Source organism: Flavobacteriales bacterium (genome assembly GCA_016715895.1).
Lineage (GTDB): Bacteria > Bacteroidota > Bacteroidia > Flavobacteriales_F > PHOS-HE28 > PHOS-HE28.
Window position 1 is genome coordinate 1,266,231 of sequence record JADJXH010000004.1, and the last position, 26,308, is coordinate 1,292,538.

The following is a 26,308-nucleotide window of genomic DNA, read 5'->3' on the forward strand; positions in this document are numbered from 1 at the left end:
TTCCGCACATGAACAGCACGGACCGCATGACCCCCACCAGGATCCTCGCGCTCGCGTCCCTTTTCCTGTTCGGCACGCTGGCCGCCCCGGCACGCGAGTCGCAGGACCGTGGCCCCCAGCAGGGCCGCTCCAACGGCCAGGCCGTGCAGGCCAAGGCCGCCGGCTGCTCGCCGTCCACCGCGCGCGACGAGCTGGACCTCAACAACGTGCGCGCCCTCATCGAAACGGGTGGCAACATGTGGCAGCGCCGCGACGGTGCGGGTGGTCCGGCCTACGAGGTGCCCAAGACCGAGGACCGTTCAGGCCCCGACGCCCTGTTCGCCGGTTCCCTCTGGCTCGGAGGGGTGTCCCCCGACAACCAGCTCAAGCTGGCCGCCGTGCGCTTCCGCCAGGTGGGTAACGACTACTGGCCCGGCCCGCTCACCAACACCGGCGATGCGTCCATCACCGCCGATGTCTGCGTGCAGTACGACAAGACCTGGAAGACGCTCCGCCAGGATGCGGAGCTGCACCGGGCCTTCCACCGCTGTCGTCTGGATCCCGCGTGCGACGAGAACGTGGAATACCCCAACTACGTGATGCCGTCGATCTATGAAGAGTGGCCCGCGCACGGCAACATCGACCTGAACCAGGATTACAACCTGGCGCCCTACGCTGATGAGGATGGCAGCGATGACTACAATCCCGAGGAAGGGGATTACCCGGGTTATGATCTGGACGGGGAGATCGACTGCACCTCCCGCAAGCGCGAGGATGCCATCCCGCTGTTCGGTGACCAGAACATCTGGTGGGTGTTCAACGACAAGGGGAATGCGCACACCGAATCGGGCGGCCTCCCCATCGGCATGGAGATCCGCGCGCAGGCCTTCGCCTTCGCCACGAACGACGCGGTGAACAACATGACCTTCTACAACTACGTGCTCATCAACCAAGGCACACAGACCCTGCTGAACACCTACATGGGGCAGTGGGCGGACGTGGACCTGGGCTGTGCCGACGATGATTATGTGGGATGCGACGTGCAGCGCGGACTGGGCTACGCATACAACGGCGACAACAACGACGAGAACTGCAACGGGAACCCCGGCTATGGCGTGCAACCCCCGGCCATGGGCATCGACTTCTTCGAAGGCCCCTTCCAGGATTACGACGACCTGGACAACCCGGGTCCGGCGACCAACGCGGAGATCTACAACTGCCAGAACGCACGGGACTCACTGGGCATTCCCTACAAGGGGATCGGTATCGGTTACGGGGATGGGGTGGTGGACAACGAACGCTACGGCATGCGGGCCTACCTCTACCACAACAACAACTCCACGGTGACGGGTGATCCGCAGATCGCGATCAACTACTACAACTACCTGCGGGCCATCTGGCGCGACAACTCGCCGAACCTTTACGGCGGCACAGGCCACCAGGCCGATGCCGAGGCCGATCCCAACACCCCCCGCGCGCTACATGTTCCCTGGGGATAGCGACCCCACGGGTTGGGGCACCGACTGTGTCCCCCAGGCCCCGTGGACGGAAGAGACCTCGGGCAACCAGCCCTTCGACCGCCGCTTCATCCAGAGCGCGGGCCCCTTCACCCTGGAGCCGGGTGCGTACAACAACGTGACGGTGGGTGTGGTGTGGGCGCGGGCCACCGGAGGTGGTCCCTTCGAGAGCGTGCAGGAGGTGCGCCGTGCGGACGACAAGGCGCAGGCCCTGTTCGACAACTGCTTCCGCATCCTGAACGGCCCCGACGCTCCGGAGCTGGGCATCGTGGAGCTGGACCGCCAGCTGATCCTCACGATCGAGAACCTTGAGCTGGGCAACAACTTCAACGAGACCTACACCGAGCTGGACCCCACCATCCCGGAGGATGCGCTGGACCGTGAGTACCGCTTCCAAGGGTACCAGGTGTATCAGTTGCGCGATGCCGATGTGAGCGTGGCCGACCTGGGCGACGTGAACCTGGCCCGTCTGGTGTTCCAGTGCGACGTGAAGGACGGTGTGCGGAACATCATCAACTACATCGAGGATCCGGCGATCGCGCTCCCCGTGCCCACCTTGATGGTGACCGGCAGCGACGATGGCATCTCGCACTCCTTCTCGGTCACCGAGGACAAGTTCGCCCAGGGCGACCCGCGGTTGATCAACTTCAAGACGTACTACTTCATGGCGATCGCCTACGGGTACAACAACTACCAGGATTTCAATCCCGACCCGCAGCTGCTCACCGGCCAGGCGCTTCCCTACCTCGCCGGTCGTAAGTCGGCCACCGGGGCGATCAGGGCCTTCTCGGGCATCCCCCATAAGAACACCCCGGAGAACGGTGGCACCGTGCTGAACGCCGAGTACGGCGACCAATTCACCCTGACCCGCCTGGAGGGCGTGGGCAACAACGACCAGCCGGTGATGCTGAACAACAGCACCATCGACCTGATCATGAACGGCCAGCCCTGGCGGCAGGACCAGCTCACCTACGTGCAGGACATGGGTCCGGTGAACATCAAGGTCATCGACCCTCTGGCGGTGAAGCCCGGCAACTTCGAGCTGTGGTTCACGGATTCCATCACCGACGGGGATCTGGATGATGCGGGCTGGATGCTGGTCTATGTGGACGGGCAGGACACCATCCTGAGCGACCGCACGATCGAGGCCCGGAACGAGCAGCTCATTCCGGAGTACGGGCTCTCCGTCACCATCCAGCAGGGCTTCTTCAGCGGCCAGCAGGTCAACTTCACGGACTTCCTGGAGGCGGAGATCACCTATGCCGATCCTTCCATCCCCTGGCTGAGCGGGATCCCCGACGGCGAGGGCGAGGATGCGCTGAACTGGATCCGCGCCGGACTGGCCGAAGGCGATGAGGTGCTCTACCCCGATCGCGTCAGCAAAGGCGACATCGACGAACAGTATGAGAGCGTGCTGGTCCAGGAGTTCGATGGCTTCTCCGGAGGCACATGGGCCCCCTTCGCGTTGGTGGGCGATACCGCCTTCCAACCCGGCGGGCCCAACGTGGCGGCTTCGCTCAGCTTCGCGCAGATCCGTCAGCTGGGCAACACCCTCGTGGTCCTGACCCCGGACCGCAACAAGTGGACCCGCTGCGGGGTGATCGAGATGGAGGACAATCCCGGCCTGGCCGTGGGCAACGCGCAGAAGCATTCCCTGCGGGCCAGCCCGAGCGTGGACAAGTTCGGCCGTCGCAGTGGCACGCCGGGCTGCAATGAGGACGAGGCGACGCTGTTCGGTGCACAGCCCAACGGCATGGGCTGGTTCCCCGGCTATGCCATCGACCTGTTGAGCGGCGAACGCTTGAACATGGCGTTCGGTGAGGCGAGCTTCTGGGGCGGCGCCGGGGGACGCGACATGATCTGGAACCCGAGCGACACCCTGGTCACTCCCCTGGGTTCGCCCGTCTTCGGCGGCCAGCATTGGATCTTCGTGTTCCGCAATGGACAGCGGGAAGAGGCCAACCCGAGCTTCATGCCGCAGTACGACCAGGGCCAGTTCATCTATGACAAGCTGACCTCGGGCACGGTGGCCGACCGCAACCGGGTCTACCGCGCCTGCTCCTGGGTGGGTTCCGCCCTGCGCAACCACGGCTTCGAGTTCCGGTCCATGAACGACGGCCTGATCCCCACGGAGACCCGGATCCGCCTGAACGTGGTGAAGCCCTACGAGACCTACCGGGAACCGTTCGCGGGCTACACCCCGACCATCGCTCCGCAGCTCAACGATGGGTTGCCGCTGTATCGCTTCAACACGGGCGAACGCGCGCCGGTGGTGCAGGATGCCGAGGCGGCGCAGACCGCTTGCGACATGATCGACGTGGTGCCCAATCCGTACTACGGGTTCAGCAGCTATGAGACGAGCCGCCTGGACAACCGGGTCAAGTTCATCAACCTGCCGCAGCGTTGCGACATCTCGATCTACAATGTGAGCGGTACGCTCGTGCGGCGCTACAAGAAGGACAATGCGCTCACCTTCCTGGACTGGGACCTGCGCAACCAGATCAACGTGCCGGTGGCCAGCGGGGTGTACATCTGTCACTTCGAGGTGCCCGGGGTATGTGAACGCGTGGTGAAATGGTTCGGCGTGATGCGCCCCACGGACCTGCAGAACTTCTGATCGGCGGAGTTCAACGAAGCGACGAGAACGACATGAAGACGATGAAGCAACGAGGAACGTCCGCGGCCGCTGCGCTGCTGTTGGCCCTGGTGGCTCTACCCGCGATGGCGGGCAACCCCGACCGGGCCGGATCGGCCGGTGCCGCGCAGCTGCTGATCAACCCATGGGCGCGCAGCGCCGGATGGGGACTGGCCAACACCGCGGCCCTGCGCGGAGTGGAGAGCATGTTCGGCAACGTGGCGGGCCTGGCCCACACGCGCAAGACGGAAGTGGCCTTTTCCACCAGCCGCTGGCTGGAGGGGTCCGGCGTCACGGTGAACAGCTTCGGGCTTGGGCAGCGCGTGGGAAGCACCGGTGCCCTGGGCATCAGCGTGATGTCCATGGGCTTCGGGGAGCTGCCGGTGACCACGACGGACCAGCCCGAAGGCGGTCTCGGCAATTTCCGCGTGAGCTACGCCAACATCGGCGTGGCCTATGCCAAGGGCTTCTCCAACAGCATCTTCGGTGGACTGCTGGTGCGGGTCGTTTCCGAATCCATCGCCGATGCCCGTGCATCGGGTGTGTGCTTCGATGCGGGCATCAACTATGTCACCGGCGAACGCGATCAGGTGCGCTTTGCCATCGCCCTGAAGAACGTGGGGCCCACCATGCGGTTCGACGGCGACGGGATGGCGGTGCAGGGGCTGCTGGTGAGCGGAAGCGATCAGCTCACCCTCGCCAACCGTTCCCAGAAATTCGAGCTTCCATCGATGTTGTCGATCGGTGGTTCCTACGACTTCAAGCTCGGCGAGATGCACCGGTTGACCCCGGCGCTCACCTTCTTCTCCAACTCCTTCACCCGCGATCAGTTCGTGCTGGGGGTGGAGTACGCGTTCCGTCGCATCTTCCACCTTCGCGGGGGCTACCTCTGGGAGGAGAACATCACCAGCGATGAGGACCGTGCCACCGTGTTCACCGGTCCCTCGGGCGGACTCAGCGTGGACCTGCCCTTCGGCAAGGAGAAGCAGAGCGCGATCGCGGTGGACTACGCCTACCGGGCCACCAACCCCTTCAGCGGGGTGCATCAGATCGGCATCCGTGTGAGCCTCTGATCCGGATCACATATCTTTGAAGGAAGGGGACCTCTCGGGGTCCTCTTCTCTTCGAATACCCCATCGACCATGTCCGGTCCGGCCTACTACACCGAGGAGGGCTTCCGCAAGCTCCAGGAGGAACTGCATCACATGCGCACCGTGGAACGCCCCCACATCAGCCAGCAGATCGCGGACGCACGCGACAAGGGCGACCTCAGCGAGAACGCCGAGTACCACGCCGCCAAGGAGGAGCAAGGCCTGCTGGAGGCGCGCATCGCCAAGCTGGAGGAGGTGCTGGCCAATGCCCGCATCATCGATTCCTCCCAGCTCGACGCCTCGCGCGTGTACATCCACTGCAAGGTGGTGGTGCGTCACGTGGACAATGACGCGCGCCGCGAGTTCATCCTCGTGGCCGAGAGCGAGGCCGATATCAAGGTGGGCAAGATCAGCGTGAGCTCGCCCATCGGCAAGGGCCTCTTGGGCAAGAGCAAGGGCGAGGTGGCCGAGATCGTCACCCCCGCCGGCAGCACCCGCTTCGAGATCGTGGAGATCAGCCGCTGACCCGGTCCGCGCCCTTCCATTCCTGTACGACGATGGCCAGCATCTTCACCCGCATCATCCGCGGAGAGATCCCCTGCCACAAGGTGGGGGAGGATGATCGCTTTCTGGCCTTCCTGGACATCGGTCCGTTGCGCGATGGCCACACCCTGGTGGTGCCCAAGCTGGAGGTGGACCGGTTCCTGGATCTGCCGGACGACCTGCTGGCCGGCGTCATGCCGTTCGCGAAGGAGGTGGGGGCGCGCATCCAACGGGTGGTGCCGTGCGACCGCATCGGGCTGTGCGTGATCGGTCTGGAGGTGCCGCACGCTCACCTGCACCTCGTACCGCTGGACCGGATGTCCGACATGGACTTCACACGGCCGAAGCTGCGGCGGACCACCGAGGAGCTGGCCGCCCTCGCGCAGCGCATCCGCGAGGCCTGAGGCTCATCCTTTCACCCGGCCGGGGTTGTTGCGCACGAACTGCGACCATCCGCCGCCGCCGCCGCCGCGACCGGAGCGTGCGGGCATCGGGGCCGCCTGTCCCTGGCTGAACTGATGGCACACGGCCACGGCCAGCGCATCGGTGGCATCCGTGCTGGCCGGTAGTTCGGACACCCCCAGGATGCTGAGGAGCATGGCGGCCACCTGCTCCTTGGTGGCGCCACCGTGGCCGGTGATGCTCTGCTTGATGCGTGTGGGGGCATATTCCCGCACGGCCACCTCCCGCTGGATCGCCGCGGCGATGGCCACGCCCTGGGCCCGGCCGAGCTTCAACATGCTCTGCACGTTCTTGCCGAAGAACTGGGCCTCGATGGCCAGGTCGTCCGGAAGGTGCCGCTCGATCAGTTCCGTGGTGTGCCGGTGGATGGCCTGCAGCTTCAGCGTGTGGTCGTCGCCGGTGGCGAAGCGGATGCTGCCCGCCTCCACGAGCGTGATGCGGGCGCCTTCGGCACGGATCACGCCGAAGCCCATGACGGTCGTTCCGGGGTCGATGCCGAGAATGATGCGCTCGGCCCGGGCCACCCTGCTATTTTTGGCCGTCTTCAGGCCATGGAGCTCATGATCGTTCGACATCCGGTGTGGCGGGCAGGGGCCCGATGGGCGGTCTTCGCGGCCACCCTCGTCTGGCTGGCCCATGCCGCGGCCGGAGCCGAAGGTACGTCCTGGTCGGTGGCCGTGGTGGGCGCATGGGCCTGGGTGATCATCCCGGCCGTGGCCGTACTGGCCGTGGTCAATTGGTGGCTCGAATCCGTCAAGTGGCGGCACCTGATGCGCCCGTTGGTCCGGCTCTCGGGACCCCAGGCGTTCCGCGCCACGATCAGCGGCACCACCCTGGGCCTGGTGACGCCCAACCGGACCGGTGAGTTCCTGGGCCGCATCGCGCACCTGCCGGCGCCCCTGCGCACCCGAGCCGCGCTCGCCTCCCTGCCCGGAAGCATCGCCCAGTTCGCCGTCACCATGGTGGCGGGTGCGCTGGGCGTGTTGGTGCTGTGGGGGCCGGTCTCCGCGCTTCTGCCGGTGCATCCTGCGCTCCTGCTCGTGCCGGCGGCCATCATCGCGGTGCCCTCCGTGCTGCTCGTGCGGCCGGCGCGATTGGCCGGGCTCCTGCTGCACCTGCCCTTCCCCGGCGCCGTGCGGAGAGGCTTGAGCGCCCTCGCCGAAGGGCAGGGCGTTCCCTCCCCGGCCCTCCTCGGCTTGAGCGCCATGCGCTACCTGGTCTTCTCGCTGCAGTTCGTGCTGCTGCTGTGGCTGTTCGCCCCCCAAGTGGCCTGGCCCTACGCATGCGGGGCCGTGCCCGTCATCTTCCTCATCACCACCCTGGTGCCCACGGCCGTGCTCACGGAGCTCGGGGTGCGCGGTTCGGTGGCCGTGGCGGTGCTGGCGCCCTTGCAGGTGGACCCCCTTCCGGTGTTGTCGGCCACCTTCACGCTCTGGCTGGCGAACCTGGCCCTTCCGGCCGTCATCGGCGGCGTGATGCTGGTGGGGCTGCGCCGGAGCACCACGGCATGAGCGGCTGGCTCCTCTGGCTGCTGGCCCTGCTGGGACTGTCCCTGTTCTTCGCCGCGCTGGTCAGGCAATGGACGCACGTGTTCCGCGCGGCGCTGAGCCCGGACCAAGGCCCTGCGGAACCCGTGCACATGAGCGTGCTGGTGCCGGCACGCAACGAGGCCGGGCGCATCACCCTGCTGCTTCAGGACCTGGCCGCGCAGGCACCCGTTCGGCCCGATGAGGTGATCGTGGTGGATGATGCCTCGGAGGACGGCACCCTGGCCCAGGCACGGTCGATGGCCACCCGCTGGCCTGCGCTCCGGGTGTTGTCCTGCAGGGTGCCCACGGCAAGAAAGCGGCGCTGGAGGCGGGCATGGCGGTGGCCGCGCATCCGGTGGTGCTGTTCACGGACGCGGACGTTCGGTCCGGACCCGGGCGGCTTGCCGCCTTCGGCAGGGCCTGGGCGTTCAGCGCCCCCGATCTGCTTCTCGGCCCCGTCTTCGTGCGCGAGGCCCATGGCCTGATGGGCCGCTACCAGCGCGAGGAGCAGGCCGTGCTGCTGGGTGTGAGCGCTGGTAGCGCGCTGAGCGGAACGGCCCTGCTGGCCAACGGGGCGAACCTGGCCGTGCGTCGGTCGGTGTTCGCGGCCATGGGTGGATACGCGGCGGACAGGCACTGGGCCTCGGGTGATGACATGTTCCTCCTGCGGCGTGTGCAGCGGTCCGGTGGACGGATCGCCTTCGTGGCGGAGCCTGCCGCGGCCGTGGAGGTGGAGCCCGCGGCAGGCCTGGCGGATTGGGCGCGGCAGCGCCTTCGCTGGGCCGGCAAGCTGCGGGCCTATCCGGCACCGGGCGCGTTCGCGTTCGGCGCGCTGTCCATCGGTCTGCCCTGGGCCCTGACCTGGTCCACGATCCTGGTCCTCGACCGGCGGCCCGGCGATGACCTGGGCTGGTCGTGGGCCTTGCTGGTGCTGGGGTGGTCCGCCTGGCTGGGACCCGCCCTGGGCCTGGTGCAGGTGGCCAAGGAGCTGCAAGGCCTCCGGCACAGGCCGGTGGGTACCCTCATCGCCCTGCTCGGCATGGCGTTCTCCGCCCCGCTCATCGCGGCGATCGCCCTGGTGCTGCGTCCCCGGTGGAAGGGACGACGGACCTGAACAGCCCTAGAACGGCAGGTCGTCCTCGTCGCCGGCGGGCATGTCCGCCATCGTCGGTGGTGGCGGGGCCTGGAAGCCGCCTGCCGCCGCGGCCGGGGGCGCCGACGCGCCGCTGCGGTCGATCCGGTTGCCGCTCAGGCTCAGGAAGTACTTGGTCACTCCATCGCGGCCCGTCCACTCGCGCCCGTTCACATAACAGGTCACGCTCACCTCATCACCCGGCTTGAAGGGGTCCAGCAGGCCGGTGCGGTCCTGGGTGAATTCGATGGGGATGTGCTGCGGCCGTTGACCGGAGGGTTCGGTGATCACGAGCTCGCGCTTGCGGAAGGAGGGGCTCACCTCCTGGGTCTTGCCGACCACCTTCACGGTGCCGGTGATGGTGACTTGTGCCATGGGACGAAGATGCGTTATCGGTCGTTGAAGGCCAGAACGGTGAGCAGCGCCTGCTCCACCTTGCCGGCCAGGAGAAGCTGGTGCGCGCGGTGATGCAGGGCGGCGCGGAGGTCATCGTTCCGGCCTTGGTGCTGGATGAAGAGGTCGGCGAGCTCGGTGAGCTTGTGCTCGTTCACCCGGGTCTCATCAGGCAGGGCCGTCACGGCGCCGAGGCGTCCGAGGTCGCTGCCGGTGAGCACGGGGCTCTCGCGCACGTCCCGCGGAAGGGCGTCCACCCCGATGCCGATCTCGCGGGCCGGCTGGGGCAGTTCGAACAGGGCCTCCCCGTGGGCCCGCACGTAGAAGTGCCCGCCCATGCGGCCCACCAGATCGATCCGCCGCTGGTCGATGCGGCCGCGGGCGTCGAGCACGGCCTCATCGATGTGCAGGAGCACCACCTCGCAGAGCACCAGGTTGCCCGCCCCGCCGCCGGTGCCGGTCTCGATCACCTGCTTCACCATGCACTCGAACTGCACGGGGCTCTCCTTCACGCGGAAGGGGCGCACCTTCTCGGCAGGCAGCATGGTGAAGCCGGCCTTCTCGAACTCGTTCACCCCGGGCGGGTATTCGGTGCTGGCCAGCGAGGCCTGGTGCACCATGGCGTAGGTGACCACATTGATCACCACCTCGGGGTGGGCCTTCACGTTGTGGTAGCTGTCCTTCGTGCTGTTGTCGCGGCCGCGGCGGGCCGGGCTGAAGATGAGCAGCGGGGGGTTCGCGCCGAAGACGTTGAAGAAGCTGAACGGACTGAGGTTGGGACGGCCGTCAGCGTCGATCGTGCTGGCGAAGGCCACGGGCCGGGGCCCTACGGCTCCCACCAGGTGGGCGTGCAGTTCGGGCACGGCCAGGTCGGCGGGGGCCAGGCGCTTCATCATGGCGGTGGGCGAAGGTAAGGGTACCCCTGATCGGCTACCTTTGCCGCCCTTTTCGGAACCACGGACGTGGCGGAATTGGTAGACGCGCCAGACTTAGGATCTGGTACCGCAAGGTGTGGGGGTTCGAGTCCCCCCGTCCGTACCTGACCGCGCGGCCACGGCCCGCCCGAACGACCCCGTATCCAAAGATCCCATCGCCATGCAGATCGAACGCGAAGAGACCGGCACCCTCACCGCCACCCTGAAGCTCACGCTCTCCCCCGAGGACTATGCCCCCGGCGTGGAGAAGGCCCTCAAGGAGCAACGGAAGAACGCCTCATGGCCCGGGTTCCGACCCGGGCAGGTGCCCATGACCATCGTGAAAAAGCGCGTGGGCAAGGCCGTGCTGGTGAACGAGGTGGAGCGCCTGATCGGCGAACAGCTCAACAGCTACATCCGCGACAACGGCATCCGTGTGCTGGGTCAGCCGCTGCCGAGCAACGGTGGCCTGGAGGCCAACGACTGGGACAACCCGGGTGAGCTTCGCTTCCGGTACGACATGGGGCTGGCTCCGGCGCTGGACGTTGAGCTGGACGCGAAACTGGGCGTGGAGATGCCGGTGGTGAACGTCACGGATGAGCTCGTGGGACGCGAGGTGGCCGACATGCAGCGGCGCTTCGGCCGGCTGGCCACCGTGGAGCAAAGCGCCGGCACGGACATGCTCCTGGGCGACCTCATCGAGCTCGATGCGGCCGGCGCCATCATGCCCGGAGGCCTGATGAACCGCACCACGATCAGCCTGGAGTTCCTCAAGGATGAAGCCGCGCGCGCCCTGCTGACGGGCAAGGCCGTGGGTGACGAGGTGGTGCTGGCGCCGGGATCGATCAGCGATGGCCACGATGACCTGGCGCGCATGTTCAACACGGACCATGAGCGAGTGCACCACCTGGCGGGCCAGGTGCTCTTCCGCGTCGCGGAGATCAAGCGCATGGAGCCTCTTCCGCTCGGCCCTGAGCTCTTCGACCGGGTCTATGGTCAGGGCGCCGTGGCGGATGAGGCCGCGTTCCGCGCCAAGGTGAAGGAGGGCCTGGAGGCCATGTTCCGCCGCGATGGCGAGCGGCTCTTCAAGCGGCTGGTGATGAAGCGGCTGCAGGAGCAGGCGGCCATCGACCTGCCCGATCACTTCCTGAAGCGATGGATCATGGAGACCAGCGAGAAGCCCATCACGCCCGAGCAGCTCGAACAGGGCTACACGGCCTACGCTGACGGGCTCAAGCGGCAGTTGCTCGAGGATCGTGTGGTCGAGAAGTACGGACTGGAGGCCAAGGGGGAGGAGCTGGACGCCTTCGCGAAGCGCTACATCGCCGATCAGTTCGGCCAATATGGCATGCCCGCGCCGGAAGGCGAGGAGATGCAGCGCATGGCCGGCCGTTTGCTGGGCGACCGCGAGCAGCTCAAGCGCATGCGCGACACCATCGTGGACCAGAAGCTCACCGTGCACTTCCGCACCCTGCTCCGACCGCAGGAGCGGCCTGTCAGCTACGAGGAGTTCGTAACCTTGGCCCGGACGGCCTAGCGCACGGCGGCCGCCGCACCACCTTCGCTCCGGCACCGATGCATCCACCCGACGAGTTCCTCAAGTACGCCGTGAAGCATCGCGGCATCCCCGGCACCACGCTGGGCGGTTACATCAACGCCTCGCTCACCCCGTACATCATCGAAGAGCGCAAGTTGAACGTGGCGCAGATGGACGTGTTCAGCCGGCTGATGATGGACCGCATCATCTTCCTGGGCACGGCGGTGGACGACGAGGTGGCCAACATCATCCAGGCCCAGCTGCTGTTCCTGGAGAGCGTGGACGCCAAGAAGGACATCCAGATCTACCTGAACAGCCCGGGCGGGGAGGTGTACGCGGGTCTGGGCATCTACGACACCATGCAGTACATCAACCCGGACGTGGCCACCATCTGCACGGGCATGGCCGCCAGCTTCGGGGCCGTGCTGCTGTGCGCAGGCGCCAAAGGCAAGCGCAGTGCGCTGAAGCACGCGCGGGTGATGATCCACCAGCCGCTGGGCGGCACCCAGGGCCAGGCCTCGGACATGGAGATCGCCATCAACGAGGTGCGGAAGGTGAAGAAGGAGCTCTACACGATCATCAGCGAGCATACGGGTCAGCCGTACGAGCGCATCGAGAAGGACAGCGACCGCGACCACTGGATGACCTCCGCGGAGGCAAAGGAGTACGGCCTCATCGACGAGCTGCTCGTACGGTCGCGCTGAGCACACGAACGAACCCATTGAACGCATGTTCCCCAAGGACGAATTCCTGAAGTATGCGGTGAAGCACCGCGGCATCACCAGCACCGCGCTGGGCGGCTACATCACCAGCTCGATGACCCCCTACATCATCGAGGAGCGCCAGTTGAACGTGGCGCAGATGGACGTGTTCAGCCGGTTGATGATGGACCGCATCATCTTTCTGGGCACGGCCATCAACGACCAGGTGGCCAACATCATCCAGGCCCAGCTGCTGTTCCTGGAGAGCGTGGACGCCAAGAAGGACATCCAGATCTACCTGAACAGCCCGGGCGGTGGGGTGTACGCGGGTCTGGGCATCTATGACACCATGCAGTACATCAATCCGGACGTGGCCACCATCTGCACGGGCATGGCCGCCAGCATGGGTGCGGTGCTGCTGTGCGCAGGCGCCAAGGGCAAACGCAGCGCGCTGAAGCATGCCCGGGTGATGATCCACCAGCCCATGGGCGGTGCCGAAGGTCAGGCCAGCGACATGGAGATCACGGTGAACGAGATCAAGAAGCTCAAGAAGGAGCTGTACGAGATCATCAGCAACCACAGCGGCCAGCCCTTTGAGAAGGTGGAGAAGGACGGCGACCGGGATTACTGGATGATCGCCGAGGAGGCCAAGGCCTACGGCATGATCGACGAACTGCTCGTGAAGCATACCAAGTAAGGCCCTGAACAGCAGCCATATGCGGCGGCCGGGTGCAACTTCACCCGGCCGCCGACGTATCTTGGCCGGGCTGCCCGCGGGCGTTCCCCCTTCCCATGGAGAAGAAAGAGATCAAGTGCTCGTTCTGCGGGCGCGACAAGCAGGACACCAACGTGCTGATCGCCGGCATCACCGGCCACATCTGCGACAGTTGCATCGCGCAGGCGCAGAACATCATCAGCGAAGAGCTCAGCCAACGCTCGCGCACCGAGATCGAGGGCAGCCTCATCCTGCAGCGTCCTGCGGACATCAAGCGGATGCTGGACGAGTACGTGATCGGACAGGATGAGGCCAAGAAGGTGCTGAGCGTGGCGGTGTACAACCACTACAAACGGCTGCTGCAGAAGCCTGCCGCCGGTCACGACGAGGTGGAGATCGAGAAGAGCAACATCATCCTGGTGGGGGAGACGGGCACGGGCAAGACGCTGCTGGCGCGCACGATCGCCCGCATGCTCAATGTGCCCTTCTGCATCGCCGATGCCACCGTGCTCACCGAGGCGGGCTATGTGGGCGAGGACGTGGAGAGCATCCTCAGCCGGCTGCTTCAGGCGGCGGACTACGATGTGAGCAAAGCCGAGCGCGGGATCGTGTTCATCGACGAGATCGACAAGATCAGCCGCAAAAGCGATACGCCCAGCATCACCCGTGATGTGAGCGGCGAGGGTGTGCAGCAGGCCCTGCTGAAGCTCCTGGAGGGCAGCACCGTCAGCGTGCCTCCGCAGGGCGGCCGCAAGCATCCGGAACAGAAGCTCATCCAGGTGGACACGCGCAACATCCTGTTCATCTGCGGCGGTGCGTTCGACGGCATCGCCAAGATCATCGCCCGGCGGGTGAAGAGCACGGCCGTGGGCTACAGCGCCAGCCGCGAGAGCGCGCGCGTGAACGATGAGCACCTGCTCCAGTACGTGAGCCCGCTCGACCTGCGCAGTTACGGCCTCATCCCCGAGCTCATCGGCCGCTTTCCGGTGCTCACCTACCTCGACCCGCTCGACAAGGAGAGCCTGCGGCGCATCCTCACGGAGCCGAAGAACGCGCTCATCAAGCAGTACGTGAAGCTCTTTGAGATGGACAAGGTGAAGCTCGGCTTCGACAAGAAGGTGCTGGACTTCATCGTGGAGAAGGCGATCGAGTACAAGCTGGGCGCCCGCGGCCTGCGGAGCATCTGCGAGGCCATCATGACCGACGCGATGTATGAGATGCCCGGTTCGGGCGAACGTCCCGCCGAACTGCGCGTGACCCTGGGCTATGCCCGCGAGAAGTTCGACCGCTCGCGGATGAGCCAGTTGAAGGTGGCCTGAGGTCCGGGCGGGCCGGGCGGGTTACCTTCGCCCCCCCAACGACCTTTGTCATGCAACGCACCCTTTTGTTCCTCGCGTCGGCGCTCCCCGCTGCGCTCTTTGCCCAACAACTGCCACAGCCAAGCCCGCCCGGCGAGGTGGAGCAGGTCATCGGCCTCACCGAGGTGGAAGTGGACTACTCCCGTCCCAGTGCACGGGGGCGCAAGGTCTTCGGTGACCTCGTGCCCTTCGGCGAGCTGTGGCGCACGGGTGCCAACGCCTGCACGCGCGTGGAGCTCGACGGCCCCGTGACCGTGGGCGGAAAGGTGGTCGCCAAGGGCACCTACTGCCTGTTCACCATCCCCGGCGCCAGTGAGTGGACCTTCATCCTCAACACGGACACCAGCCTGTGGGGCACCGACGGCTACACGGCCGACAAGGACGTGGCCCGGGTGAATGCCAAACCGATGAGCACCACGGATCATGTGGAGACCCTCACGATCGGCTTCGACGGGGTGAGGGACGACAAGGCGATGCTGGAACTGCGCTGGGAGAACACCCGCGTGGGCATCGAGCTGGCCGCTGACGCCACCGAGCAGGCCCTGGCCAACATCAAGGCCACGATGGCCAAGCCCGACCTGAAGGCCGGCAACTACAGCCGGAGCGCCCGCTATTGCGTGGACAAGGGTGTGATGCTGCCCGAGGCACTGGGCTGGGCGGAGAAGGCCGTGTCGATGGACAAGAAATACTGGACGCTGCACACGCTCGCGCTGTGCCAGGCCGCCAATGGCAAGTACAAGGAGGCCGTGGCCACGGCCAACGAGAGCATGGCGATGGCCCAGAAGGAGAATGACCCGAGCTACGTGAAGATGAACAAGGCGCGGATCGAGGAGTGGTCGAAGAAGTGATCGGTTCCCGATCGGATGAAAAAGCCCCGCCGCGGCGGGGCTTTTTCATGCACCCTCGTTACAGCCCCAGGCTCAACAGTCCGCCGTCGGTCACCAGGCAATGCCCGGTGATGAAGGAGGCCTTGTCCATGCAGAGGAAGGCGATGGCGGCGGCGACCTCCGGGGGCTCGCCCACGCGCCTCAGCGGGGTGCGCTGCAGGATGCGTTCAAGTCGTTCCGGTTGCGCCAGCACCGGCGCGGTGAGGGGCGTGCGGATGTACCACGGGGCCACGGCGTTCACGCGGATGCCATCAGCGGCCCACTCCACGGCCAGGCTGCGGGTGAGCTGGAGCAGGGCGGCCTTGCTCAAGGCATAGGCGGCACCGCTGCCCACGTCCACGAAGCCGGCCACGCTGGCCACGTTCACCACGCACGGCGCATGACCCCGCGCCAGGAGCGGGTGCAGTGCGCGCAACAGCTCGGCAGGCCCCAGCAGGTTGGTGCCCACCACCACCTCCTGCTCGGCCGGCCCCAGGTACGTCCAAGGCTTGCGGATGTTCGTGCCCGCGTTGTTCACCAGGATGTCCAGGGCACCCCAACGCCCCTGTACCGCATCAACGATGCGGGCACGGCCTTCCGCGGTGGTGATGTCGGCGGCGATGCACGCGGGGTCTCCGTTGCGGGTCCGGGCCGCAAGCATCACGTCGGCGCCCAGGTCGCGCAACTCCGCCACAGTGGCCGCGCCGATCCCGCGTGTTCCGCCGGTCACCAGCGCGCGTCTGCCGTTCAGGTCCCATCCAGGCATGGCGCGAAGCTAACCGGGGAGGAATGAGAAAGCCCCCGGCCATGGCCGGGGGCTTTCATTCAGGGGAACGACGATCCTTACTGACGGTTCACCAAGCGGGTGGTGGTGCCGGTGGCGTTGCCCACGCGGATGGTGTACATGCCGCTGGCGTAGGCGCCCAGGTCCACGGTGGTGCGGCCGGTGAAGCGGCCGGTCTGCAGGGTCTGGCCCAATGCGTTCAGCACCTCGATGGTGTGGTTCTCCGTGTTGGCGGTGATCACCTGCACCAGCCCGTCGTTGGTCGGGTTGGGGAACATGCTGAACTCCGGACCCTCCACTTCGCTCACGCCGATCGTGGGGTCCATCGCCAGGCGGATGGCGAAGGCGTTGCCGTTGGTGTAGGTGCCCGGCGCGGTGCCCTGGATGTTGATCACGGCAGAGATGCTCGGCTGGGGCACGGTGGCGTCGTCCACCACGGCCACATCGTTGGTGCCGCCGTTGCTGAAGAGCTCCACACCGGCGTAATACGCGCCCGGCTGCATGGTGTAGGGGCTGGAGAAGGTGACCGTGACAACACCGGCGGCCACGTCAGCAGCCGTCAGGGTGTAGTCGAAGCTGGTCACCAGCGGGTTGAACACGTCGTCGTTGTCGAGCACAGGCACCGAGTCGTGGATGCTCGCCACGAGCAGGCCGCCCTCGGTGCTGTTCGCCGTGATGTCCACCGTGATGCCGTACACATCCACGGCCTCATCGATCTTGAAGTAGTTCAGGCAGAACACGTTGTCCGTGGCGTCGGTGAAGGTGGCGGTGCCGATGGCGGAGGTCACTTCGGTGCCGCTGTGGATCCCCAGGCCGTCCAGCGCGTAGGTCAGGTCGTTCAGGGCGAAGGTGCGCTCGGCCGTGTCGTCACTGGGATCATCCTCCAGGGCGTCCTCGTTCGAGGTCACCGTCAGGTTCATGGTGTAGGTGCCTTCGGCCAGGCCACCGGGCAGGGTCACGGCCTCGTCCATCACCACGGTGTCACCCGGGTTCACGGTACCGGCATTGAAGGTGGCGCTGAAGGCGGTGCCACCACCAGGAGCGGTCACCGTGGCGGTCATCACCAGGTTGGTCTGGGGGTTCACGCCGATGTTGCGGAGCTGGCCGCCCAGGAAGAAGGTGTTGGTGAGCTGCGGACGGGGGATGATGCCGAACTCGGTGCCATCACCCGTGTGGGAGACGAAGCCGAAATCCACCACGCGACCATAATCCGGCACATTGCTGAGCGCCAGGTCGTCGATGGCCCAGAAGTATTCCCATCCGCCGAGCCACTGGAAACGCAGGTACACGGTGGCCTGGTTGGCGGCCACGGAGGTGATGTCCAGCGCGATGCCCTGGGGGTTGGCGCTCCAGCGCGAGCACGGGGGTGCGGCGGAACCCGTCAGCAGGCAGGGGAAGGGCACGAAGTCCGTCCAGGTCATCATGTCGGTGCTCACCTGCACCTTCACGTTGGTGGACGCGTCGTAGTCGAACACACCGATCAGGCTCTCGAAGGTGAGCAGCACGGTGGGCTGGCCGCTGCAGTCGATCGCCCCGGTCGTGAGCTCGGTCAGGTGGTCCGCACCCGGGGAGGTGCTGAGACCGCGGTCCGAGTTGGCCCAGAGGTAGCCGTTGGAGGCCGTGCTGGCCCCAAACGTGGAGGAGGGCTGGTAGCCCAGGGCGGCCACCCCAACGGCCGACGGGTCATTGCTCCACACGAAGTACACGCTGTCGGTGCCGAGCGGGGTCAGGTTGTCCTCGTTCGTCCAGCCAGCGGGCACAGCGCCTCCGGAGAAATCCTCGGTCCAGAACGGCACGGCGCGCAGCGCCTCGAAGCTGGGCCGCAGGTGGCTCGGGGCCGGGGTGGTGTACGAACCGGCGGCATGCTGCTTCACGTAGCCCTTGAAGTCGTTCCCGTTGCCGGTGCCGGCCGATTGGGCCATCACAGCAACGGAGCCGACCATCAGGGGAAGGGAGAGGAAAGTCTTCTTCATCTGAGGTTGGTTAGGGGATTAGCGTCCGTTGAGGCCGAAAGGTAACACCGTTCGCGGAAGATCGAACGATCCATCCCGCGCCTGCAGCGGTCAGGAGATCGACCACCCTTGGTCACCTGCCGGTTCTCCGGGTATTCGTCGATCCTCTGGGTGGGTTCGTCGATCAGCTCGGGCGCCGGAAGCCCGGCCCACCCAGGTGGAGAAGGGCCTCCAGTGCCACCGCCAGCACCACCACGATCGCCGGTGCGATGAGGTTGTACCACAGGAAGGCGATCTGGATCTCGGAGAAGTGGATGAACAGGATGACGGCCTGCGCCACCAGTGCCGCGATGAACACCTCCGTGCCGCCCACCCGCTTCAGGAAGAAGGCCACCAGGAAGATGCCCAGGATGGTGCCGTAGAACAATGAGCCGATGATGTTCACCGCCTGGATGAGGTTCTCGAAGAGCGAGAACAGCGCCGCGAAGGCCAGTGCCAGCAGCCCGAAGAGCACCGTGGCCCACTTGGTGGCGCGCACCTGCTCGCCGTCCGTGCGTTCCTTCTTCACCACGTCCACCACGCTGGTGGTCGCCAGCGCGCTCAGTTCCGCACTGGTGCTGCTCATGCCCGCGCTGAAGATCATGGCCAGCAGCAGCCCGATGATCCCGATGGGCATGTGGTCCATGATGAAGGTGATGAAAATGTAGTCCTTGTCGTTGGCCTCGGCGGCGGGGAGGGTGGACTTCAGCTCGGCGCGGTAGGCTTCGCGCAGGCGCTTGTCCTCAGCCAGGGCGGTTGTCAGTTGTTCGTTGTCCGTGGGCTCGCCGGCGCGGTGGGCGGTCACCCATTCATTGGCGGCAATGCTGATCTCGGCGGCATTGGTGGCATGTTGTGCTTGCACCTCGGTAGGTCGACCCATTGGGTCGACGCTACGGGTGTTTCGATCGGGCGTCGCATTTCCATCATCTGATCGTCTGATCATCTGATCATCTGATCGCATCGCCTCCACGTTCGCGCTGTTCCAATGCACCGGCGCTTGATTGAACAGGTAGAACACGAACACCAGCACACCCGTGAGCAGGATGAAGAACTGCATGGGGATCTTCAGCAGCGCGTTCATCCACAGTCCGCGCTGGGCCTGCTGCACGTTCTGCCCGCTCAGGTAGCGCTGCACCTGGCTCTGGTCCGTGCCGAAATAGGCCAGCTGCAGGAAGAAGCCGCCGATGAGGCCGCTCCACAACGTGTACTTGTTGACGGGGTCGAAGCTGGTGTCGATCACCTGGGTCTTGCCGAGGGCACCGGCCAGCTGCAGGCTTTCCACGAAACCGATGTGCTCGCGCAGGTACCACACCACCAGCCCGAAGGCCACGAAGAGCCCGCCGAAGATCACGGCCATCTGCTGCTTGTGCGTCACGCCCACGGCCTTGGCGCCGCCGGTGGTGGTGTAGAGGATCACCAGCGTGCCGATGAAGACGCAGGTCCAGCTGAGCGGCCAGTGCAGCACCTTGCTGAGGATGATGCTGGGCGCGTAGATGGTAATGCCGGCCGCCAGTCCGCGCTGGATGAGGAAGAGTCCCGCGGTGAGCAGCCGCGTGCGCGCATCGAAGCGCTTGCCGATGAACTCGTAGGCGGTGTAGACCTTCCACGTGTAGTAGAGCGGGATGAACACACGGTTGATCACCAGCATGGCCAGTGGCAGTCCGAAGTAGAACTGCACGAAGCCCAGCCCATCGAGGTAGCCCTGACCCGGTGTGCTGAGGAAGGTGATCGCGCTGGCCTGCGTGGCCATCACGCTGAGCCCTACCGCCCACCAACGCTCATCGCCACCGCCGCGCAGGTAGCTCTCGCTGCTGGTCTCCCGCCGCGTGCGCCACACCCCGTAGCCCACGATGAAGCCGAGGGTGCCGAGGAGGATGAGCCAGTCGAGCCAGTGCATCGGGAGGGACGGAATGAAGAATGTAAAATGTAGAATGTAGAAGTGCGAATGTGGCGACCTGCAAGGTCGGCGTCACTTCCTTGGGTTGTTGCGTTCTGCTGTCTTGATGCTGGCGGTGAAGATGGCGACCAGCTCGCCGCACTCTTGGATCAGCCAGGCATGCTCGTTGTTCTTGATGTCCATCATCCCTCTGAGCACCTGCACCCGCAGGTTGTTCTTCGATTCGCGCAGCTCCTTCAGCGCAACGCTCATCTTGTGGATGAAGTCCTTCGGGGATTCAGCCCCTTGTACTTCGCCATAGTGGAGCGCTGGTGCCGTTCCGCTGCGGAGCAATTGCCCGGCGAGATGATTTCCGGACTTGGTGTTAGGCATATTGTCGGTATGCTTCACTACTGCCGCTGCAAACACACAGCATCGCTCCTCGAGATCGTACTTCCTTTCCATACCCCAGCAGTTTGAATTTCTACATTTTACATTCTACATTATACATTCTTCATTCTACATTTTACATTCACTTACCACCCCGAGGTGATATCAGATTGGCGAACAGCCTGTACGCACCCGGAACCCCCGCCGGCAACTGCCGGAAGAAGCTGATGCCTGTGTAGATGAAGCGCCCCTTGCCATGGTCGGTCACGATCAGCGCGCCGTTGAGTGCTTCCTCACCCGGATCGTTCCATGCGATCAGCGGTGTGTAATCCGTGCCGAAGTCGCTGGCGAAGTAGAGGCCGCGTTCCTGCACCCAGCCCTCAAAGTCGGTAACGGAGATGGCGTTCGGCGTGGTGAGCAGCGGGTGCTTGGGCGCGAGGAAGGTGGGTGGCGCTTCCTCCACGGTGACACGACCGCGCGAGATGCTGAACGGCTTCGGGCCCAATGTGGCGGGATCGATCTGGAAATCGCTGGCACCGGAGAAGAAGCGCGGCGTGGTGTTGTACTGCACGATGAGCGTACCGCCTTCCTCTGCATACTTCAGCAGCAGCGGGTGAAGCTCCTTCATGCCCTTGGTGGCGTTGTAGGCGCGGATGCCAGTGACGATGGCGTCGTACTTCTTCAGTTCCTCCAGCTTCGCGGTGGAAGGCTCTATGTACTCGACAACCACACCGAGCTGGTCCATGGCTTGCGGCACCTCATCGCCAGCGCCCTTCACATAGCCCACGCGCTTGGCGGTGGTCTTTACATCCAGTGGCGCCAGCTTCGCTTCGGCGGGTGTGTAGTACACCTGGGGCATGATGTGCGGGTAGTCGATCTCGTGCAGCGTGCGGTCGGCGGTGCCCTTGGGTCCGGTGAAGCTGAACTTGACGGCACCGGGCTTGGCGTTGTCGCCGGGGATCAACTGATAGGTGAAGCTCTGGCGCTCATTGCGCTGGGCGATGTTCACCAGCTTCAGGTCCTTGGTGGTGGCCCAGCCTTCGGGCAGCGTCACGCTCAGTTGACCGGTAAGGCTGTCGGTGAGCGCTTCCACTTCAACGGTGATGGACTGCGGACCGCCACGCGCAATGAGCACATCACTCTTCGGGATCACCGAGGCCACGGGCGTAACGTACACCGGCCGGATGCGCTCGCCTGCCACGCGGTCGACCCATTTGTAGGCGACTATTGGAGCGGAATTGAGAGGGACGTTTTCATAGGACAAACTCAACCGAGCAGAGCGTTGAGCATTCCATGTGGGGTAGCCGATTCGGGAATGATCATTGATCGCGTGCAGGCCTCCGTGGGTTTTGTCAAGCCAATACGGGGATGTCACGCTGCCTAATCGACAGGTGAGCGCCTCCGACCATTGTTGATCGAAAAACGAGGGCACCTCATTTTTCCAGCCATTACAATCGAAGCCTACTTCATACACGGCTACTTTACCGGGGCTGCGATTGATGACACTGAGAGTGGTGGCCACAGAGTCACTGACAGAAACATAAGGGCTAGCCGATAGGGCTTCGGTCACGACACCGGTGCACGCTAAAGCAAGCGTGTTCAGGTCATTCAGCTTGTAACCGAATGGGCTATCGTGGACAATGCAATTGTGCATTGTTTCATTGATCTTTTCGAGCTGCTGTATCGATCCGTATGGTCGAGCCGGTTGAAATGAAGTATTGGCTTCTTGAATCGCATTAGTGATCGCACTACCCCCCTTCACCCTTCCCCACGTCATATCGATCCCCTCAAAAATGTCCTCCGTCTTCGGCCGGTCGCCTTTCACCAGCTTGAGGTACTCCAGCTGCTCCCCGCGCGTTTCCGCCGCGCCGAAGCCCTGGCTCTTGTGCATGCTGCGGCTGCGCCCGGCGATCTCGGTGTAGCTCAGGCCCAGCAGCGGGTCGTAGCCGCCCACGTCCACGCTGAACCAGTCGGGGTCGCTCTTCGCGATCTCGGCCAGGTCCTTCTTCCACCAGGTGCTGCCGTTGAAGAAGAGGCGGCGCGGTTGCCACACTTCCAATCCTTGCTCCAGCTGCTCCGGAAAGGCCTTGGGGTCGCCGGCCAGATCGAAGGCTTCCTCGGCGAGGATGGCGCTGGCCTCGTGGTGGCCGTGCCCTGCGCTGCGGTCGGGCGCGAAGCGGGTGATGATGATGTCCGGCCGGAACATGCGGATCACGCGCACCACATCGCTCAGCACCTCCTGCTTGCCCCATTTCTCAAAGCTCTCGGCCGCGCTCTTGCTGTAGCCGAAGTCCACCGCGCGGGTGAAGAACTGTTCGCCGCCATCGATGCGCCGCGCCTCCATCAGCTCCTGCGTGCGGATGATACCCAGCGCATCGCCCAGCTCGGGACCGATCAGGTTCTGTCCGCCATCGCCGCGGGTAAGGCTGAGGTTGCCGGTGCGCACCTTCTTGCCGTTGGCCAGCCAGGCGATCAGGCGCGTGTTCTCGTCATCGGGATGCGCCACGATGTAGAGCACGCTGCCCAGCACCTGGAGCTTCTGCATGCGGTGCAGGATCTCGGCGGCGTGGGGTTGGGCGGGGGGGCGCTGCGCTGAAAGCTGAAAGCTGAATGCCGAAAGTTGAACGAGGACGACCGCCGAAAGGCGCAGTGCAGGGGACGAGCGGAAACGCATGGCGCCAAGGTATATCGGTGGCCAGCTGCGGCCTGCACCGCACTGGGCGGGTCGAGGCGAGGGGATGCCGCCGGTACGCGCTCGCGAAGAGCCGGTGGCCGGGCCTTAGCGCTTGCTCGCCTCCCAGGGGCTCGTATCCACTCCCATCTTCTGGAGGCACTTCAACGAGTTCGCCCTCACGTTCTCGGGAGGGTTCATGCCCAGGCTTTTCTTGAAGGCCTTGACCGCTGCTGCGGTGTTGCCGGCCATCATGTAGCCTTCGCCCAGGCTGTCATGCACGTTCGGGTCGTCCGCATGGCGTCTGGCGTTCAGCTCGAACATCTTGATCGCCTCATCCAGTTCACCCTGGTTCGCCAGCTGGTAGGCGTAGGTGTTCAGTTGGGCGTTCGTCGCGCCATCGATCATCGCCTTGCGCAGCGCAGCTGCTTCTGCGGTGTTCCCCTGCTCCTCCAGCATCGTGGCCTTCAGGGTCTGATTCTCGAAGTTGGGCTGGCGGGCGATGCTGCGGTCCACCCAGGCCATGGCCTTCTCGGGCGCTATCTGCTCGGCGTGGCAGTAGTGCGCGGCCTCGTACCAGGTCTCCCATCCGAATGCCCCCAATCCGCGCAGCTGCGCGTCGAGCCCGGCGACTATGATGCCGTGCACATCAACGCTGATGCGCATGGGCACCTCGAGCTTCTCCCAGCGCAGCACGAGCGTGCTGGCATCCACCGTCACATCGGTGAATTCATAGGTCACCTGTTTGGTCATCGCACAGGCGCGCGGCGTCACGTCGAAGCGAGCGGCATCCATCTCCTTCTTGTAGAAGTACGATCCCCACGCCGTGTGGTCCTTGCTCAGGATGATGGTCCACTTGTCCTTCTGCGGGATCGCGTGGATGCCGTATGTGCCGGCCGCGAGCGATCGCCCTTCGATGGTGATCGGGTCAGTGCACGTGAAAGTGCTGTTCTCGTTCGCGCCCATGCGCCAGATCTCGCCATAGGGCACGATCTCGCCCCATATCGCACGGCCCTTCACGCTGGGACGGCTGTAACGTACGGTAAGGTCGGTGGTGCCGATGCGCTGGATGACCGTACCCGCTTGGCTTTCCCGTGGAAGGTCCAGCTGTGAATATTGTCCTGTCGAACGGACCGGGGTCAGGACCAGGCTCAGCCCACAAAGGGCGATGGGGAGTAGCATGTTGCGCATGACAAGGGGTTTGCCCCTGAAGCTAGGCGTCCGCTCCATGCCCGGTGCGCTGGTGCATCCGGGCGGTTGAGCACGGGACGGACGGCGGAGCTACACCACTTGCTCCGCCAGCACCTTGGCGATCTGTTCCTTGTAGGAGCGCCCGCTCACGATGCGCTCGTTGTTCGCCATCGTGAAGATGAACTCGTTGTTGCCGCTGTACCGGCTGTTGCGCACGTGGGCCATGTTCACGATGTAGCTGCGATGGATGCGCAGAAAGCGGCCGGGGTCGAGCTCGGTCTCCACGGCGTTCATCGTCATGCGGTGCAGGAAGTGCCGGTCCTTGAGCTGCAGGCAGAGGTAGTTGCCCTCGGCGCGCATGTACACCACGTCGGCCACGTTCACCTTGTGCTCGCGCCCCTTCTCCTTGATGGTGAAGTGCTCGATGAACTCGCTGTTGGCGTGCATATGCTCCCGCACCAGGTCCATCAGCTTGCCGGTGAGGCGGCTGTTCACGTTCATGTCGAGGTGCCGCTTGGCCCGTTCCAGGGAGGTGAAGAAGCGCTCGTCGTCATAAGGCTTCAGCAGGTAGTCCACGGCGTTGACGTCGAAGGCCTTGAGCGCGTATTGGTCGTGGGCGGTGACGAAGACCACGAAGGGCAGGCGTTCACGGGGGATCTGCTGCACCACCTCGAAGCCGTTCATCTGGGGCATCTGCACATCCAGGAAGAGCAGGTCGGGGCGGTGCTTGGCGACCGACTCCAGGGCCTCGTGGCCGTTGCGGCATTCGCCCACCACCTCGATCTCCGGGTCCTGGGCGAGCAGGCGGGCGAGGCGTGCGCGGGCGATGGGCTCGTCGTCCACGATGAGGGTGCGGATGTGTTTCATGATGCTGATCCGTTGTGCTTGAACGGGAGGGTGAGGTGCACGGTGAAGCCTTGGCCGCCGGGGGAGGACACCTGCATGTCCGCCGCATCGCCATAGAGGAGCCGCAGCCGCTCACGGACGTTGCGCAGACCGATGCCGCTGCCTGCCACCGCCCGTTCGACGTCCGTGCAGCCGCGTCCGTTGTCCCGCACGGCGATGTGCAGGCTTCCGTTGCGGCGCTCGGCGGTGACGGCGATGTCCACGCGTTCGCTGGTGAAGCCGGGGCCGTGCTTGATCGCGTTCTCCACCAGCGGTTGCAGGATCATGCTGGGCACCTCGGCGTCGGCACAGGAACTGGGGATGTCGTAGTCCACATGCAGACGGTCCTGGAAGCGCACGGCCTCGATGCCGAGGTAATGGCCGATGTGATCGATCTCGCGGGCGAGCGGCACGCGGTCGCGCTGCTCCTTGTCGAGGGTGATGCGCAGCAGTTGCCCGAGCCGGCTCAGCACGGTGCGGGCGCGACCGGTGTCCTGGTCCATCAATGCGCTCACCGTGTTGAGGGTGTTGAAGAGGAAGTGGGGTTGCAACTGTTTCTTCAGCGCGTTGAGCTGGCTCTTCTGCAGTTCGTTCTGCAGCTTCATGAGCTGGGTCTGTTTCTCGCGCATCATGCGCGCGTTGTCCAGGGCCACCAGCACGCCCATCAGCACGCCGTACTCCATGAAGCGGCTGAGGATGGCGGGGGGCAGCGCGCTGAGGGCCCAGCTGCGCATGCCGGGGTCGCTGAAGTCGAACTCGCCGCGCCAGTGCAGGATGCCGTAGTAGATGCAGGAGGTGGAGGCCTCGTGGAAGGCCGCGATCACCAGGGCCACGCCGAGGTGCAGCAAGAGCACGGGCCCCCAGGGGCGTCCACTGAACGGCCAGCGCTTCAGGATGGTGTAGACGAGCGGGGCGAGCAGGGCCCAGAACAGGAAGTTGAGGTACGGCACGGGGGCCTCGCGCCACCAGCGGAACTCGCCCATGTCCTTCAGCTCCGCGTACACGAAGTGATGCATGTAGGCCTGCAGCAGGAAGAGCGTGGCCATCACCAGGGCGCTCCCCAGCACGATGCGGTAGCTGATCGGCGTGCGCTGGAAGTAGTTCATGGGGCCCTGAACGGATGGGGACAGGGCATACGACCTGTCACC

The 26,308-nt window shown here is 65.1% G+C and carries 24 protein-coding genes and 1 tRNA gene; 14 read left to right on the forward strand and 11 right to left on the reverse strand.

The window, feature by feature from the left end; translation table 11 throughout:
• Window positions 1-8 precede the first annotated feature (8 nt).
• The 5 genes from IPM49_14090 to IPM49_14110 all read left to right on the forward strand — a co-directional run bounded on the left by IPM49_14090 (window position 9) and on the right by IPM49_14110 (window position 6,169).
• Window positions 9-1,478, forward strand: coding sequence for a hypothetical protein (locus IPM49_14090; protein MBK9275653.1), 1,470 nt, complete (start codon window positions 9-11; stop codon window positions 1,476-1,478).
• Window positions 1,462-4,113, forward strand: a complete 2,652-nt coding sequence (locus tag IPM49_14095) for a T9SS type A sorting domain-containing protein (protein ID MBK9275654.1) — start codon at window positions 1,462-1,464, stop codon at window positions 4,111-4,113. Before IPM49_14090 ends, IPM49_14095 begins: the two co-directional genes overlap by 17 nt.
• 32 nt (window positions 4,114-4,145) lie before the next feature.
• A complete protein-coding gene (locus tag IPM49_14100; protein ID MBK9275655.1) occupies window positions 4,146-5,204 on the forward strand; it encodes a PorV/PorQ family protein in 1,059 nt (352 codons plus the stop codon).
• Between the two features lie 69 nt (window positions 5,205-5,273).
• Window positions 5,274-5,747, forward strand: a complete 474-nt coding sequence (gene greA / locus IPM49_14105) for a transcription elongation factor GreA (protein MBK9275656.1) — start codon at window positions 5,274-5,276, stop codon at window positions 5,745-5,747.
• A 32-nt stretch (window positions 5,748-5,779) separates the two neighbouring features.
• Complete coding sequence (locus IPM49_14110; protein MBK9275657.1) at window positions 5,780-6,169, forward strand: HIT family protein; 390 nt, start codon at window positions 5,780-5,782, stop codon at window positions 6,167-6,169.
• A gap of 3 nt (window positions 6,170-6,172) precedes the next feature.
• Here the strand turns inward: IPM49_14110 and ruvC are convergent, their stop codons facing one another.
• The gene (ruvC, locus tag IPM49_14115; protein MBK9275658.1) at window positions 6,173-6,802 is read right to left on the reverse strand and encodes a crossover junction endodeoxyribonuclease RuvC; all 630 of its coding nucleotides are present in this window, start codon (window positions 6,800-6,802) and stop codon (window positions 6,173-6,175) included.
• Here ruvC and IPM49_14120 point away from each other — a divergent pair.
• The 3 genes from IPM49_14120 to IPM49_14130 are packed head-to-tail and all read left to right on the forward strand — an operon-like array spanning window position 6,779 to window position 8,870.
• Entirely contained in the window at window positions 6,779-7,738 is a 960-nt protein-coding gene (locus tag IPM49_14120; GenBank protein ID MBK9275659.1) for a flippase-like domain-containing protein, read from the forward strand. The two genes, ruvC and IPM49_14120, sit on opposite strands and share 24 nt — an antisense overlap.
• The gene (locus tag IPM49_14125) at window positions 7,735-8,241 is read left to right on the forward strand and encodes a glycosyltransferase (GenBank protein MBK9275660.1); all 507 of its coding nucleotides are present in this window, start codon (window positions 7,735-7,737) and stop codon (window positions 8,239-8,241) included. Before IPM49_14120 ends, IPM49_14125 begins: the two co-directional genes overlap by 4 nt.
• Window positions 8,220-8,870 carry a glycosyltransferase gene (locus IPM49_14130; protein MBK9275661.1) on the forward strand — a complete coding sequence of 217 codons (651 nt, stop codon included), beginning with the start codon at window positions 8,220-8,222 and terminating at the stop codon, window positions 8,868-8,870. Before IPM49_14125 ends, IPM49_14130 begins: the two co-directional genes overlap by 22 nt.
• 6 nt (window positions 8,871-8,876) lie before the next feature.
• On the opposite strand, the gene IPM49_14135 is transcribed toward IPM49_14130, so the two are convergent.
• A complete protein-coding gene (locus IPM49_14135; GenBank protein ID MBK9275662.1) occupies window positions 8,877-9,263 on the reverse strand; it encodes a DUF3127 domain-containing protein in 387 nt (128 codons plus the stop codon).
• Between the two features lie 14 nt (window positions 9,264-9,277).
• Entirely contained in the window at window positions 9,278-10,174 is an 897-nt protein-coding gene (locus IPM49_14140; GenBank protein ID MBK9275663.1) for a flavin reductase family protein, read from the reverse strand.
• A 63-nt stretch (window positions 10,175-10,237) separates the two neighbouring features.
• Between IPM49_14140 and IPM49_14145 the strand changes: the two genes are divergently transcribed.
• From IPM49_14145 to IPM49_14170, 6 genes are all read left to right on the forward strand, one after another.
• Window positions 10,238-10,319 (forward strand) — tRNA-Leu (locus tag IPM49_14145).
• 57 nt (window positions 10,320-10,376) lie between these two features.
• Window positions 10,377-11,732 (forward strand): hypothetical protein, encoded by a 1,356-nt coding sequence (locus IPM49_14150; GenBank protein ID MBK9275664.1) that lies wholly within the window; start codon window positions 10,377-10,379, stop codon window positions 11,730-11,732.
• Window positions 11,733-11,770: 38 nt separating this feature from the next.
• The gene (clpP, locus tag IPM49_14155; GenBank protein ID MBK9275665.1) at window positions 11,771-12,436 is read left to right on the forward strand and encodes an ATP-dependent Clp endopeptidase proteolytic subunit ClpP; all 666 of its coding nucleotides are present in this window, start codon (window positions 11,771-11,773) and stop codon (window positions 12,434-12,436) included.
• 25 nt (window positions 12,437-12,461) lie between these two features.
• Window positions 12,462-13,130 (forward strand): ATP-dependent Clp endopeptidase proteolytic subunit ClpP, encoded by a 669-nt coding sequence (clpP, locus tag IPM49_14160; protein ID MBK9275666.1) that lies wholly within the window; start codon window positions 12,462-12,464, stop codon window positions 13,128-13,130.
• Window positions 13,131-13,225: 95 nt separating this feature from the next.
• Window positions 13,226-14,467, forward strand: a complete 1,242-nt coding sequence (clpX, locus tag IPM49_14165) for an ATP-dependent Clp protease ATP-binding subunit ClpX (protein ID MBK9275667.1) — start codon at window positions 13,226-13,228, stop codon at window positions 14,465-14,467.
• A 50-nt stretch (window positions 14,468-14,517) separates the two neighbouring features.
• Window positions 14,518-15,354 (forward strand): DUF2911 domain-containing protein, encoded by an 837-nt coding sequence (locus IPM49_14170; GenBank protein MBK9275668.1) that lies wholly within the window; start codon window positions 14,518-14,520, stop codon window positions 15,352-15,354.
• Window positions 15,355-15,412: 58 nt separating this feature from the next.
• Here IPM49_14170 and IPM49_14175 read toward each other — a convergent pair whose 3' ends face one another.
• From IPM49_14175 to IPM49_14210, 8 genes are all read right to left on the reverse strand, one after another.
• Entirely contained in the window at window positions 15,413-16,138 is a 726-nt protein-coding gene (locus IPM49_14175) for an SDR family oxidoreductase (GenBank protein MBK9275669.1), read from the reverse strand.
• A 77-nt stretch (window positions 16,139-16,215) separates the two neighbouring features.
• Window positions 16,216-18,129 carry a T9SS type A sorting domain-containing protein gene (locus tag IPM49_14180; GenBank protein MBK9275670.1) on the reverse strand — a complete coding sequence of 638 codons (1,914 nt, stop codon included), beginning with the start codon at window positions 18,127-18,129 and terminating at the stop codon, window positions 16,216-16,218.
• 163 nt (window positions 18,130-18,292) lie between these two features.
• A complete protein-coding gene (locus tag IPM49_14185) occupies window positions 18,293-20,044 on the reverse strand; it encodes a sodium:solute symporter (protein MBK9275671.1) in 1,752 nt (583 codons plus the stop codon).
• 72 nt (window positions 20,045-20,116) lie between these two features.
• Window positions 20,117-20,488, reverse strand: a complete 372-nt coding sequence (locus IPM49_14190; GenBank protein ID MBK9275672.1) for a four helix bundle protein — start codon at window positions 20,486-20,488, stop codon at window positions 20,117-20,119.
• Window positions 20,489-20,555: 67 nt separating this feature from the next.
• A complete protein-coding gene (locus IPM49_14195; protein ID MBK9275673.1) occupies window positions 20,556-23,087 on the reverse strand; it encodes a PIG-L family deacetylase in 2,532 nt (843 codons plus the stop codon).
• A gap of 105 nt (window positions 23,088-23,192) precedes the next feature.
• Window positions 23,193-24,275 (reverse strand): DUF2911 domain-containing protein, encoded by a 1,083-nt coding sequence (locus IPM49_14200; protein ID MBK9275674.1) that lies wholly within the window; start codon window positions 24,273-24,275, stop codon window positions 23,193-23,195.
• A 90-nt stretch (window positions 24,276-24,365) separates the two neighbouring features.
• Window positions 24,366-25,142, reverse strand: a complete 777-nt coding sequence (locus tag IPM49_14205; protein MBK9275675.1) for a response regulator transcription factor — start codon at window positions 25,140-25,142, stop codon at window positions 24,366-24,368.
• Complete coding sequence (locus tag IPM49_14210) at window positions 25,139-26,266, reverse strand: histidine kinase (protein MBK9275676.1); 1,128 nt, start codon at window positions 26,264-26,266, stop codon at window positions 25,139-25,141. Before IPM49_14210 ends, IPM49_14205 begins: the two co-directional genes overlap by 4 nt.
• Between the last annotated feature and the right edge of the window lie 42 nt (window positions 26,267-26,308).

Coding starts and splice junctions, on each gene's coding strand:
- IPM49_14120 (MBK9275659.1), top strand. CDS start 6,779: ATGGAGCTCATGATCGTTCGACATCCGGTGTGGCGGGCAGGGGCCCGA.
- IPM49_14180 (MBK9275670.1), bottom strand. CDS start 18,129: ATGAAGAAGACTTTCCTCTCCCTTCCCCTGATGGTCGGCTCCGTTGCT.
- ruvC (MBK9275658.1), bottom strand. CDS start 6,802: ATGTCGAACGATCATGAGCTCCATGGCCTGAAGACGGCCAAAAATAGC.
- clpX (MBK9275667.1), top strand. CDS start 13,226: ATGGAGAAGAAAGAGATCAAGTGCTCGTTCTGCGGGCGCGACAAGCAG.
- IPM49_14090 (MBK9275653.1), top strand. CDS start 9: ATGAACAGCACGGACCGCATGACCCCCACCAGGATCCTCGCGCTCGCG.
- IPM49_14190 (MBK9275672.1), bottom strand. CDS start 20,488: ATGGAAAGGAAGTACGATCTCGAGGAGCGATGCTGTGTGTTTGCAGCG.
- clpP (MBK9275666.1), top strand. CDS start 12,462: ATGTTCCCCAAGGACGAATTCCTGAAGTATGCGGTGAAGCACCGCGGC.
- IPM49_14135 (MBK9275662.1), bottom strand. CDS start 9,263: ATGGCACAAGTCACCATCACCGGCACCGTGAAGGTGGTCGGCAAGACC.
- IPM49_14140 (MBK9275663.1), bottom strand. CDS start 10,174: ATGAAGCGCCTGGCCCCCGCCGACCTGGCCGTGCCCGAACTGCACGCC.
- IPM49_14195 (MBK9275673.1), bottom strand. CDS start 23,087: ATGCGTTTCCGCTCGTCCCCTGCACTGCGCCTTTCGGCGGTCGTCCTC.
- IPM49_14125 (MBK9275660.1), top strand. CDS start 7,735: ATGAGCGGCTGGCTCCTCTGGCTGCTGGCCCTGCTGGGACTGTCCCTG.
- IPM49_14205 (MBK9275675.1), bottom strand. CDS start 25,142: ATGAAACACATCCGCACCCTCATCGTGGACGACGAGCCCATCGCCCGC.
- IPM49_14200 (MBK9275674.1), bottom strand. CDS start 24,275: ATGCGCAACATGCTACTCCCCATCGCCCTTTGTGGGCTGAGCCTGGTC.
- IPM49_14185 (MBK9275671.1), bottom strand. CDS start 20,044: ATGCACTGGCTCGACTGGCTCATCCTCCTCGGCACCCTCGGCTTCATC.
- IPM49_14110 (MBK9275657.1), top strand. CDS start 5,780: ATGGCCAGCATCTTCACCCGCATCATCCGCGGAGAGATCCCCTGCCAC.
- greA (MBK9275656.1), top strand. CDS start 5,274: ATGTCCGGTCCGGCCTACTACACCGAGGAGGGCTTCCGCAAGCTCCAG.
- IPM49_14175 (MBK9275669.1), bottom strand. CDS start 16,138: ATGCCTGGATGGGACCTGAACGGCAGACGCGCGCTGGTGACCGGCGGA.
- IPM49_14210 (MBK9275676.1), bottom strand. CDS start 26,266: ATGAACTACTTCCAGCGCACGCCGATCAGCTACCGCATCGTGCTGGGG.
- IPM49_14150 (MBK9275664.1), top strand. CDS start 10,377: ATGCAGATCGAACGCGAAGAGACCGGCACCCTCACCGCCACCCTGAAG.
- IPM49_14095 (MBK9275654.1), top strand. CDS start 1,462: ATGTTCCCTGGGGATAGCGACCCCACGGGTTGGGGCACCGACTGTGTC.
- IPM49_14170 (MBK9275668.1), top strand. CDS start 14,518: ATGCAACGCACCCTTTTGTTCCTCGCGTCGGCGCTCCCCGCTGCGCTC.
- IPM49_14100 (MBK9275655.1), top strand. CDS start 4,146: ATGAAGACGATGAAGCAACGAGGAACGTCCGCGGCCGCTGCGCTGCTG.
- clpP (MBK9275665.1), top strand. CDS start 11,771: ATGCATCCACCCGACGAGTTCCTCAAGTACGCCGTGAAGCATCGCGGC.